The organism is Burkholderia anthina (genome assembly GCF_001547525.1).
Lineage (GTDB): Bacteria > Pseudomonadota > Gammaproteobacteria > Burkholderiales > Burkholderiaceae > Burkholderia > Burkholderia semiarida.
On the sequence record NZ_LNJP01000003.1, the window covers coordinates 17,911 to 29,532 of the forward strand.

Sequence of the window (11,622 nt, forward strand, 5' to 3'; positions counted from 1 at the left end):
GCGCGTGGCAGCGCTACGTAGACTGACGTCGAAGGTCGCAGCCGCGCGTCACGCGCCGCTGCGGCCACCCACCCCGTATTCAGGAGAACCTCGTGAAATCGCTCGTCGTAACCGCCGCCGCTGCCGTCCTGCTTGCCGCACCGGCCCTGTCGTTCGCCCAGCAGACGAACTCGCCCGTCACGCGCGCGCAGGTGCTGCAGGAACTGATCGATCTCGAATCGGTCGGCTACAACCCGGCGCGCGGTGAAGTCGGCAACTATCCGGACGACATCCTGGCCGCACAGGAACGACTGCAGGCGAAGCGTGTCGCCGCGAGGAAAGCGGCGCAGGCCGCTTACGGCCCGGCCGGCGAGCCGGCAACCGAATCGGGCGCGGCGGCCAGGCCCGCGCTGTGACGGCGCGCGTCGCGCGCATCGGGCATCCATTGCGAGCGGCGCGTATCCGGTGTTTGCATGAAGCATGCCGCCGCGCGCCGATGCGCGCGCGGCATTCACGCGGCCCGCGGTTCGCTGTCGATCGCGTTCAGCATCTCGACGTCGCGCGCGATCATCCCCGGCACCTGCGCACGCAGCATCTCGACCCAGGTCCGCACCTTCGCATCGACGAAGCGGCGCGACGGGTACAGCGCATGCACGTTCATCTTCTGCAGGATATGCGTGGGCAGCACACGGACGAGCGTGCCGTCGCGCAATGCGTCGATCGCCGAATACACCGGCAGCATGCCGATCCCGATGCCGTCGCGGATCGCGAGCGCGAGCGATTCGGCGGTATTGGTCTGCACCGGCCCGGTGACGTGGATCTGCTCCACGCCTTCGGGCCCTTCGAGCACCCATTCGTGCGTCGGGAACGCCGGCGTACACAGCGTCAGGCACGCGTGCGCGGCGAGATCCCGCGGGCGGGCCGGCGCGCCGTGCCGTTTCACGTACTCGGGCGATGCGCACAGAATGCTGAACGTCGAGCCAAGCAGGTGCGACACGAGCTCCGAGTCGGGCAGCGACGACGCGGTGACGACGGCCATGTCGCTCGTGCCGTCGAACAGGTCGGGCATGCGCTGCGACAGCGACAGCTCGATCGAGACGTCCGGGAACTGCGCGTGATAGCGCGTCAGCGCGGGCAATACGTAGTGATGGCCGACGCTCGCGAAGCTGTGCATGCGCAGCACGCCGGCCGGGCGCTCGTGCGCGCAGCTCGCCTCTTCTTCCGCGCGGTCCACGTCGGCGAGGATCTGGCGGCAGCGCCGCAGATAGTTTTCACCGGCCGACGTGAGCGCGAGACGGCGCGTCGAACGATTCATCAAGCGGGTGCGCAGGCGCGCCTCGAGCTCCGATACCGCGCGCGACATCGCGCCCGTGGTCGAATTCAGCGATTGCGCGGCCGCGGTGAAGCTGCCCGTCTCGACGACGCGCGAAAACACCCGCATGTTTTGTAGGGTATCCATTCCTGTGAGCAACCTGTAGCGGAGCCGTCATTTTCCTCCACCGGATGCGACAGATTGTTACTCCGGCTGCAACTATCGTTTCCCCGCAACTGCGTTAATGCGCGGGCGCCGCACTCCTACAATCGGCGCCTCACCCGTCGAACGGACCCGTTCGGGCGTACCGCGGCACCTTGCGCGGCCGGCCCTGGGCCCTCTTTTCATGAAGCCACAACCTGCGATCGAGCGACCTTCCATCGAACCGGCACGATGGAGAGCATGGCTCGATCCACTCGGCAACGCGGCGCGCGACTGGGCCGCGACCGACGGGCTGATCTGGCTGCACCTCGCGAAAACCGTGCTCGCGGCGCTGCTGGCGATGGGCATCGCGATGCGTCTGGAGATGTCGCAGCCGCGCACCGCGATGACCACCGTGTTCGTGCTGATGCAGCCGCTGTCGGGGATGGTGTTCGCGAAGAGCTTCTACCGCGTGCTCGGCACGGCGGCCGGCCTCGTCGGCGCGCTCGCGCTCGGCGGGCTGTTCGCGCAGCAGCCCGAGCTGTACATGGCCGGCATCACGCTGTGGATCGGCGGCTGCATCGCACTCGCGGTGCGCAACCGCCACTTCCGCTGGTACGGTTTCGTGCTCGCCGGCTACACGGCCGCGCTGATCGGCCTGCCGGCCGTGATGACGCCGCAGACGCTGTTCCAGTCCGCGCTTACGCGCGCCGCGGAAGTCGCGCTCGGCATCGCGTGCTCGGGCGCGGTCAGCGCGCTGATCCTGCCGTTGAGTTCCGCGAAGGCGCTGATGCGTTCGTTGAGCGCGCGCCACGCGACGTTCGCGGCATTCACGGCCGGCGCACTGGCGGGCGACGTCGCACGCGGCGATTTCGAACGGCGCTTCGCCGACTTCGTCGACGACATCGTCGGCTTCGAAGCGAACCGCGCGTTCGCGTCGTTCGAGGATCCGCACATTCGCGCGCGCAGCCGCCGGCTCGCGCGGCTGAACAGCGAGTTCATGAACGCATGCACGCGGCTGCATGCGCTGCACCAGCTCGTCAAGCGCCTGCGCGCGAATCGCTCGGACGCGGTGCTCGAAGCGCTGGCGCCGCACGTCGACGCGCTCGCGCTGCGCTTCGCCGCGTTGCGCGACGAACGCCAGCGCGGCATCGCACCGGCCACCGGCGCGTTGCTCGACCTGCGCCGCTTCCATGGCGCGCTGCCGAAGGCCGCGCGCGCGTCGCGCCGGGCCCTCGAAGACCACGCGGCCGGCGGCCTGCTCGACTTCGATACCGCGATCGAGCTGCTGTACCGGTTCATCGGCGAATATCTCGGCTACGTCGACACCTACGCGTCGCTCGACCAGGACGATCACGCATTCGAGCGCTCGGTCACGCATTACGCGGTCAAAACCAATTCGTTCTTCGTCGGTTTCGCGTTCCTGCGCACGGTGATCGCCGTCGGTGCGATGAGCGCGTTCTGGATCGCGTCCGAATGGCCGAGCGGCTCGCTCGCGGTGATCGCCACCGCGATCGCGTGCGCACTCAGCTCGACCTCGCCGCGCGCGCCGAAGTTCGTCGCGCAGATGGGCGTCGGCGCCGCGTTCGCGACCGCGGTCGGCTATGTGTTCCTGTGCTACGTCTATCCGAACATCGACGGCTTCCCGCTGCTGTGCGCGGCGCTGGCTCCCGTGCTGGGCCTGGGCGCGTTTCTCGCGATGCGGCCAGGACTGTCCGGCTACGGGATCGGCTTCGCGGTGTTCTTCTGCCTGCTCGCGGGCCCCGACAACACGATCGCGTATACGCCGGAAGTGCTGATCAACAACGGGCTGGCGGTCGTCGTCGCGATGCTCGCATGCTCGCTCGTGTTCGCCGTCGTGTTCCCCGCCCACATGCCCTGGCTCACCGGCCGGATCGCGCACGACCTGCGCCGCCAGGTGACGCTTGCGTGCGAAGGCGCGCCGAACGGCCTCGCGCAGCGCTTCCAGTCGAGCACGCACGACCTGATGGCGCAATTGCGTACGCTGCTCGTGCGCCGCACGCGGCAGCATCGCGATGCACTGCGCTGGATGCTGTCGACGCTCGAGGTCGGCCACGCCGTGATCGACCTGCGCGACGAGGTGCACGCGTTCCGCGCGTCGAAACCGCCGCAGACGCTGCGCTGGACCGGTTCGATCGATGCGGTGCTGCTCGAACTGCCGCGCTTCTTCGACGATCCGACGCCCGCCCGCCATGCGCGCACGCTGAAATCCGTGAATCTCGCGATCCGCGCGGCGCAGCACGCGCTGCAGGCGTGGTACGCGGTGCCCGACGCGCGCCGCAACATGCAGCGAATCGTCGGCTGCCTGCACTTCATGCGCAGCGCGCTGCTCGACAAGGACGCGCCGTTCAACCGGCACCGCCATTGAAGATGGATGTGCGCGCAACGGGATCGTTGTTCCGGATGGAAATAAGCTCTACGGCCCCGGCGATTAATCTTTAAGCAGTGCGAGCCTATAGTTTCCTCACTGCCAGCGAGGCTGGCACCCACCCAGGAGAACCCAAATGAAGCCGCTGCACCTCGCCCTCGTTGCCCTGTCGCTCACCGCTGCCGTCGCCTACGCGCAGCCGGCGCCGGCAGACGCCGCACCGCAACAGGCGAACCGCGCCGAGGCGATCCAGGCCGCCGGTCGCGTCGATCGTGCGCAATCGAAGCAGGAGGACCCGAACGCGTGCGTTGGCCCCGTCAGCTTCTGCAACATCTACTTCGGCAGCTGAGCATGATGCGACGTCGTCACGGCCAGGCCCGCATCGCCCGCATCGCATGCATCGCATCCGCGGGCGGGCGGCGGCCCGGCCGATCGCGGCCCGGCCGATCGCCGCGTCGCCGTCCCGCCCCACGCCGCTTCGGTTGAAGCCGCGCTTGCCGTCTCACGCGCCACGCCCCGGCCGCCAGCCCACTTCGCGCAACGCATCGAGCAAGCGCGCCGGCCCGATCCCTTCGACCCGCGCCCCGCGCGACTCGACGTCGCCGCCCGCGACCAGCGCATTCACGATCGCCTCCTCCACCGCTTCGGCCACCGCGACGAACAGCGCGGAAATATGGTCGTTGTTGACCATCCGCACGTCGGTGGTCGGCATACCCTTGCTGCCGTAGTTCGCCGCGGGCAAGCCGTCGTTGCCGGTGGCGAACGCAAGAAAGATGTCGCCGCTCGAATCCTCGGTGCCGCCGCCGACGCGGGCGAGCCCGACGCCCGCGCGCTGCGCGAGACGCGTGCATTGATGCGGCAGCAACGGTGCATCGGTCGCGATCGTGACGACGATCGAGCCCATGCCGGCCTCGCCTTTCGCGCCTGCTTCGCGAAACGGCGAATGCGCGTGCCGCAGCACTTCGCCGACCGGGTAACCGGCCACGCGCAGCATCTCGCGCACGCCGTAGTTCGCCTGCACGAGCGCGCCGACGGTCCAGCCGCCCGCATCGCTCGCCAACACGCGCGACGCGGTGCCGATGCCGCCCTTGAACTCGTGGCAGATCATGCCCGTGCCGCCGCCCACGCCGCCTTCGGCGACCGGCCCCGACTGCGCGGCGGCCAGCGCCTGCGACACGTGTGCGGCATTCACGTGCTGCCCCCAGATGTCGTTCAGCAGTCCGTCGTAGGTCTCCATCACGACCGGCATGCACCAGTACACGCGCCCGGCCGCCGCTTCGCGTTCGTTCGCGACGAGCGCGTCGCGCACCGCGCCGACGCTGTGCGTGTTCGTATAGGCGATCGGCGTCGTCAGCAGGCCGGCTTCGCGGATCCATTCGAGCCCGGTCGCGTCGCCGTTGCCGTTCAGCACGTGCACGCCCGCGAAGCACGGCGAATCGTGCGCGGCGCCCGCGCGCGGCTCGATGACGGTGACGCCGGTGCGGATCGACGCGTCGCCGTCCTCGACGTTCAGCGTGCAGTGTCCGACGCGCACGCCCGGTACGTCCGTGATCGCGTTGAAGCGGCCGGGCGTGCCGAGGCCGATGCGGATGCCGAGATCCCTCGTGCGCATGATGCGATTCCTCCAGTCTTTCAATCTTTCAATGGTTCGATGTTTCGGTGCTGCAAGATGTCGATCCCGTGCTCAGAGCGCGCGGAATCCTTCGCTGTGGCGCGCCCAGGCCACGTACATCGCGAGCGCCGCGACCAGCAGCCCCGCGATGATGATCAGGTCGGTCGGCTTCGTCGCCGTCGCGAGCGTCGTGTAGAGCGTATACGCGGCGCCCGCCACCGCGACGAGCGGCGTCACGGGCCACAGCGGCATCCGGTAGTGATGCTCGACGTCGCGGCGCACGAACCGGCTCGCGAGCGCGGCCAGCCCGACGACGAGGTAGATCAGCAGCAGCAGGTCGACGGTGAACGCGGTCAGCTCGTCGAGGCTCGACACGAACACGAGCCCGGCCGACGGAATGGCCAGCGCGATCGTCGCGAGCCACGGCGATTCGAGGCGCGGATGGATCGTCGAGAACGCGCGGTTGCAGGTACGCGACCAGAGCGCATGCCGGCCGCTGCTGTACAGCAGGCGGCCCATCGTGATCACGATCGCGATGATCGCGTTGAACACCGACAGGAAGATCCCGCCGCTGACCACGCGCGAGACGGCCGGATTGCTCAGCGAGCGCACGACATAGCCGATCGGGTCGGCGCTCTTCGTCAGTTCCGTCAGCGACGGCGCGCCGAGCACGATGGCGGTGAGCGGAACCAGTTCGACGACGAGGATCACGAGCAGCGAATAGATCACCGCCTTCGCGACGTTGCGGTTGCCGCCGCGCAGGTCTTCCGCGAGATAGGCGGCCGAGCCGAAGCCGTTGTAGCAGAAGATCGCGGTGCCGATCGCGGGCACGATGGCCGCGAGCGTGGCCGGCGCGAGCGCATTGCCGCTCGCGACGACCGGTGCGATCAATACGTCGGCGCCGCGCTGCGGCGAGCCGAAACCGAGGCCCGCGATCAACATCAGCACGCCGATTTCGACGATCAGGAACGCGCCGGTGATCCACGCATTCGTCTTGATGTTCAGCATGCCGAGCAGATAGCTGAGCAGCACGATCGTCAGCGCGACGGACTGGTTGCCGAAGTGCGTACCGAGCGCGTTGTTCAGGTACGGCGCGGCGCCGCTCGCGAGCACCGCCGGGATGAACACGCTGACGGACAGCACCGTGATGAAGGTCAGGTAGCCGGGCAGCGTGCCGAACACGCGTTTGGCCATCACGTATTCGCCGCCCGCGCTGCGGTGCGCGGCGCTGAGTTCCGCATAGCAGAGCGCGAAAGCGAGCGCGAGCACGCCGCCGAGCACGAACGACAGCACGGCGCCGCTGCCGGCCTGCTGGATCGCGAACGGCGCGATCACGAAGATCGAGCTGGCCGGCGTCACGCCCGATACGGTGATCATGACTGCGTCGCGCACGCTGAGCGTCTGCGACAGCGCGCGCGGCGCGTCTTCCGTGGCAGAGGCCGCTTGCAGCGCGCCCGTGGATTCCGACATCATCGCCATTTCGTTCTCCAATGTTCCTGTGCCGCGTTTTTTTGAACACCCATACTCGGGCCCGATTGATTGCGTGGCAGTCTAGGAAGCCAATTTCAGGACCGCTATTCCCCCTTCGTGTTACGCCCTTCCGGTGGTGGTATGGATCGTCTCTTTTCCGAAATCGCGATGCACCAGGCGCTCGGCCGCGCAATCGATCATCTCGGCCAGCCGCGCTTCTGGCGGTTCCTCGTGCTGCTGCTCAATGAAATGGCGCCGTTCGACAACGCGCTCGCGACCGCGATCGGCCGCGACGGCGTGCCGCTCGTGCTCGACGAATACGACACGGGCGGCGCCGACACCGCGTCGCCGGTGCCGCTTTACCTGAATGGGTTATATCTGCTCGATCCGTTCCTGCAGGCCGCGCACGACGGGCTCGCCGACGGCTGCTACCGGCTCGAGGAAGTCGCGCCGGACCTGTTTCGGCAGAGCGAGTATTTCCTGAGCTATTTCCGCGACGCGGTCGGCGACGACGAGATCCAGATTCTGGTGCGGCCGAATGCCGATACGCTGCTGTCGCTGTCGCTCGGTGCATCGACGCGTTTCGACGTCGAGCCGCTCGGCAAGCTGACGGCCGCGATGCCGTGGGTGCTCGCGGTCATCCGGCAGCACTGGCGGCTGGTGGGTGATGCGGCGCGCACGACGCCCGATGCCGATCTCGGCGCGCGCGTCGAGCAGGCGCTCGCACGCTTCGGCGCGGGCGTGCTCACCGACCGAGAGATGTCGATCGCACGCATGGTGCTGCGCGGCAATTCGTCGAAGGCGATCGCCGAGCGGCTCGCGATTTCACCCGAAACGGTGAAGGTGCATCGGCGGCATGTGTACGCGAAGCTCGGGATTTCGTCTCAGCCCGAGCTGTTTTCGCGGTTCATTCAGGCGCTGGGGGACGATGCGGCCGGATGAGTGCGTCGGCCGGCACGCGCGGGCCGGGGTCGGGGACGGACGCCGAATACCGACGCATGACGACGATCGTCGCGCCGTTGCGCGCGCCCTACGTGCCGCCGATATGCCCCCCGATCTTCTCGCAGCGTCGCCAAAAACCGCCTATCGTGAAGAAGGCGCCCGTTTGCCGCCATTCGCCCCGGGTCGCTCGCTCGCGCGGGCGGGTGGCGACGGCGCCGTGCTCCGGCACCATTCATCGCGATTCCGGCGCACGCTCGCCCGTGCGCGATCGCGGCCGCTCACCGGACTATCAGGAGGCACTCATGAAAGCCGCGCTGCTCGTCAGCTCCGCCCTGCTCGCCATTGCGTCAGCTTCGGCCACGGCCCAGGGTTCCATCACGAAGGAAGAAAACGGCGCACTCGTCGCCGCGAACGGGATGACCGTCTACACGTTCGACAAGGACAAGCCCAACGCCGGCACCAGCGCCTGTACCGGCCCATGCGAAACTCTGTGGCCGCCGTACAAGGCCAGCGCGACCGACGTACCGGTCGGGCCCTACACGATCGTCAAGCGCGACGACGGCAGCCCGCAATGGGCGTACAAGGGCAAGCCGCTGTACTTCTTCTCGAAGGACATGAAACAGGGCGAGCGCAACGGCGACAACTTCAAGAACGTGTGGCACGTGGTCGCGCCATAAGCACGTAAAAAGCCCGCCGCCGATCGGCGATCGGGGCGGGCCCTGCCAGTTCCGCACGTCGCACCGGCTGGATGCAGCCGGTGCGCGCGTCAGCTCAGCGGTTCGACGGGAAGCTGAACACCGTCCCTTCGCGCACGCCGGCCGACGGCCAGCGCTGCGTGATCGTCTTGCGCTTCGTGTAAAAGCGCACGGCGTCCGGACCGTATGCATGCAGATCGCCGAACAGCGAACGCTTCCAGCCGCCGAACGAGTGATACGCGACCGGCACCGGCAACGGCACGTTGATGCCGACCATGCCGATCTGGATGTTGTCGCTGAAGTAGCGTGCCGCTTCGCCGTCGCGCGTGAACAGGCACGTGCCGTTGCCGTACTCGTGCGCATCGATCAGCGCCATCGCCTCGTCGAGCGACTTCAGGCGGATCACGCCGAGCACGGGCCCGAAGATCTCGTGCTGGTAGATCGGCATGCCGGGCTTCACGTTGTCGAACAGGCACGGGCCGAGGTAGTAGCCGCCGTCATGGCCGTCGACCTTCACGCCGCGACCATCGACGACGAGCGTCGCGCCCGCCGCGACACCCGCCTCGACGAAACCGGTGACCTTCTCGAAATGCTGCTGTGTGACGAGCGGGCCCATGTCGACGCCCGCGCCGTTGCCCGGGCCGACCTTCATCTTCTCGATCTCGGCCTTCAGCCCCGCGACGACCTGGTCGCCCGTTTCGTCGCCGATCGCGACGACGAGCGGAATCGCCATGCAGCGCTCGCCGCACGAGCCGTACGCGGCGCCCATCAGCGCGTTCACCGCGTTGGGGATATCGGCATCCGGCATCACGACCGCGAAGTTCTTCGCGCCGCCGAGCGCCTGCACGCGCTTGCCGTGCGCGCAGCCGGTCGAATAGATGTATTCCGCGATCGGCGTCGAGCCGACGAAGCTCACGGCCTTCACGCGCGGATCGGTCAGGATCGTATCGACCGCTTCCTTGTCGCCGTTCACGACGTTCAGCACGCCCGGCGGCAAGCCTGCTTCGAGCGCGAGCTCGGCCATGCGCAGCGTCGACGACGGCGTGCGCTCGGACGGCTTCAGCACGAACGTGTTGCCGCACGCGACGGCCATCGGCCACATCCACAGCGGCACCATCACCGGGAAGTTGAACGGCGTGATGCCGGCCGCGACGCCGAGCGCCTGGAACTCGCTCCACGAATCGATCGCGGGGCCGACGTTCTTGCTGTGCTCGCCCTTCAGCAGCTCGGGCACGTAGCTCGCGTACTCGACGTTCTCGATCCCGCGCTGCAGTTCGCCCATCGCATCGGCGAGCACCTTGCCGTGCTCGGCCGTGATCAGCGCGCACAGTTCTTCCGCGTGCTCCTCGAGCAGCGTCTTGAAGCGGCCCATCACGCGGGCGCGCTTCAGCGGCGGCGTGTTGCGCCAGGCCGGAAACGCGGCCTGCGCGGACGCGATCGCGGCTTCGACGGTCAGCTTGTCGGCGAGCGCGACGCTCTTGTGCGATTCGCCGGTGGCCGGGTCGAACACAGGCTGGACGCGGCTGCCGCCGTCGACGCGCTTGCCGTCGATCAGGTGGCCGACGGTGGAGGTCACATTGCTGTCGTGTTTCATGGCTCGGGCTCTTTCGTGAATTCGGTTGTCGCTGCGGGCGAGCCGTGGCTCAGTCGACTTCGTTCAGTGCGTCGGACAGCGCGTTGACCAGGTTGTCGATCTCGCGCTTCTCGGCGATGAACGGCGGCGCGAGCTGGATCGTGTCGCCGCCGTAGCGCACGTAGAAGCCCTTCGCCCAGCAGCGCATCGCGATTTCGTACGGGCGCCGTGCCGGCTCGCCCGGCAGCGCGGCGATCGTCAGGCCGGCCGCCAGCCCGTAGTTGCGGATGTCCGCGATGTGGCGCTGGCCCTGCAGCCCGTGCACGGCCGCCTCGAAATGCGGCGCGAGATCGCGCACGCGGGCCACCGCGTCTTCCTTCACCAGCAGGTCGAGCGCCGCGACGCCGGCCGCGCAGGCGACCGGGTGCGCCGAATACGTGTAGCCGTGCGGGAACTCGAGCATGTACTCGGGGCCGCCCGCGGCCATGAACGTGTCGTAGATCTCCTTCGTCGCGATCACGCCGCCGAGCGGCTGCGTGCCGTTCGTCACCTGCTTCGCGAAGTTCATGATGTCCGGCACCACGCCGAATGCGTCGGCGCCCGTCATCGCGCCGGCCCGGCCGAAGCCCGTGATCACCTCGTCGAAGATCAGCAGGATGTCGTGCGCGGTACAGATGTCGCGCAGGCGCTTCAGATAGCCCTTCGGCGGCACGACCACGCCCGCCGAACCGGAGAACGGCTCGACGATCACGGCCGCGATGTTCGATGCGTCGTGCAGCGCGATCAGCTCGAGCAGGCGGTCGGCCAGCTCGGCGCCGTGCTCCGGCATGCCGCGCGAGAACTTGTTCTCGGCCAGTTGCGTATGCGGCAGGAAATCGGCGTCGAGGCCCTGGCCGAACAGCTTGCGGTTCGGCCCGATCCCGCCGACCGAGATGCCGCCGAAGTTCACGCCGTGGTAACCCTTCTCGCGGCCGATCAGGCGCGTCTTCGTGCCCTTGCCTTTCGCGCGCCAGTACGCGCGGGCCAGCTTCAGCGACGTGTCGGCCGCTTCCGAGCCCGAGCCCGTGAAGAACACGTAGTCGAGGCCGGCCGGCGTCAGTTCCTTGATCTTGTTGGCGAGCTCGAACGATTTCGGATGGCCGAACTGGAAGGCCGGCGCGTAGTCGAGCTGCGCGACCTGGCGGCTCACGGCCTCGACGATTTCCGTGCGGCCGTGACCGAGGCCCGTGCACCAGAGGCCCGACAGGCCGTCGAAGATCTTGCGGCCTTCGGCGTCGGTGTAATACGCGCCCTTGCCCGACACGATCATGCGCGGATCGGCCTTGAACTGGCGGTTGGCCGTGAACGGCATCCAGTGCGCATCGAGCCACGCGGCGTCGGTGCGGAGGTTGGTTTCGTCGTGCTGGGCGGTGGTGATGTCGGTCATGTCGGTCGGCGCGGCGCGCCCCTCCTCCTGGTAATGATGTTGCACATTGTCGGGACGCCAATTAGTCTTTTGAATATCGCAAT

General features: G+C 68.1%; 10 protein-coding genes. 5 read left to right on the forward strand and 5 right to left on the reverse strand.

Annotation, left to right across the window (positions count from 1 at the left end):
• Nucleotides 1-92 precede the first annotated feature (92 nt).
• Nucleotides 93-395: a DUF4148 domain-containing protein gene (locus WS64_RS20480; protein ID WP_060967525.1), complete on the forward strand. Its 303-nt coding sequence runs from the start codon at nucleotides 93-95 to the stop codon at nucleotides 393-395.
• Between the two features lie 95 nt (nucleotides 396-490).
• Here WS64_RS20480 and WS64_RS20485 read toward each other — a convergent pair whose 3' ends face one another.
• A complete protein-coding gene (locus WS64_RS20485; RefSeq protein WP_060967526.1) occupies nucleotides 491-1,438 on the reverse strand; it encodes a LysR family transcriptional regulator in 948 nt (315 codons plus the stop codon).
• A gap of 199 nt (nucleotides 1,439-1,637) precedes the next feature.
• On the opposite strand from WS64_RS20485, the gene WS64_RS20490 reads away from it, so the two are divergent.
• Both WS64_RS20490 and WS64_RS20495 read left to right on the forward strand, forming a co-directional pair.
• On the forward strand, nucleotides 1,638-3,821 hold the full coding sequence (locus tag WS64_RS20490; protein ID WP_060967527.1) for an FUSC family protein: 2,184 nt from the start codon (nucleotides 1,638-1,640) through the stop codon (nucleotides 3,819-3,821).
• A gap of 136 nt (nucleotides 3,822-3,957) precedes the next feature.
• A complete protein-coding gene (locus tag WS64_RS20495) occupies nucleotides 3,958-4,170 on the forward strand; it encodes a hypothetical protein (RefSeq protein ID WP_060967528.1) in 213 nt (70 codons plus the stop codon).
• A gap of 153 nt (nucleotides 4,171-4,323) precedes the next feature.
• On the opposite strand, the gene WS64_RS20500 is transcribed toward WS64_RS20495, so the two are convergent.
• The gene (locus WS64_RS20500; protein WP_060967529.1) at nucleotides 4,324-5,433 is read right to left on the reverse strand and encodes a DmpA family aminopeptidase; all 1,110 of its coding nucleotides are present in this window, start codon (nucleotides 5,431-5,433) and stop codon (nucleotides 4,324-4,326) included.
• A gap of 72 nt (nucleotides 5,434-5,505) precedes the next feature.
• Complete coding sequence (locus WS64_RS20505; protein ID WP_060967530.1) at nucleotides 5,506-6,912, reverse strand: APC family permease; 1,407 nt, start codon at nucleotides 6,910-6,912, stop codon at nucleotides 5,506-5,508.
• Nucleotides 6,913-7,044: 132 nt separating this feature from the next.
• Here WS64_RS20505 and WS64_RS20510 point away from each other — a divergent pair, with 132 nt between their 5' ends.
• Complete coding sequence (locus WS64_RS20510; protein WP_060967531.1) at nucleotides 7,045-7,845, forward strand: helix-turn-helix transcriptional regulator; 801 nt, start codon at nucleotides 7,045-7,047, stop codon at nucleotides 7,843-7,845.
• A 302-nt stretch (nucleotides 7,846-8,147) separates the two neighbouring features.
• The gene (locus WS64_RS20515; RefSeq protein ID WP_027782957.1) at nucleotides 8,148-8,522 is read left to right on the forward strand and encodes a COG4315 family predicted lipoprotein; all 375 of its coding nucleotides are present in this window, start codon (nucleotides 8,148-8,150) and stop codon (nucleotides 8,520-8,522) included.
• Between the two features lie 94 nt (nucleotides 8,523-8,616).
• On the opposite strand, the gene WS64_RS20520 is transcribed toward WS64_RS20515, so the two are convergent.
• Nucleotides 8,617-10,134, reverse strand: coding sequence for a CoA-acylating methylmalonate-semialdehyde dehydrogenase (locus WS64_RS20520; RefSeq protein ID WP_059639425.1), 1,518 nt, complete (start codon nucleotides 10,132-10,134; stop codon nucleotides 8,617-8,619).
• A gap of 49 nt (nucleotides 10,135-10,183) precedes the next feature.
• Nucleotides 10,184-11,539: an omega-aminotransferase AptA gene (locus tag WS64_RS20525; protein ID WP_060968520.1), complete on the reverse strand. Its 1,356-nt coding sequence runs from the start codon at nucleotides 11,537-11,539 to the stop codon at nucleotides 10,184-10,186.
• Nucleotides 11,540-11,622: the final 83 nt, after the last annotated feature.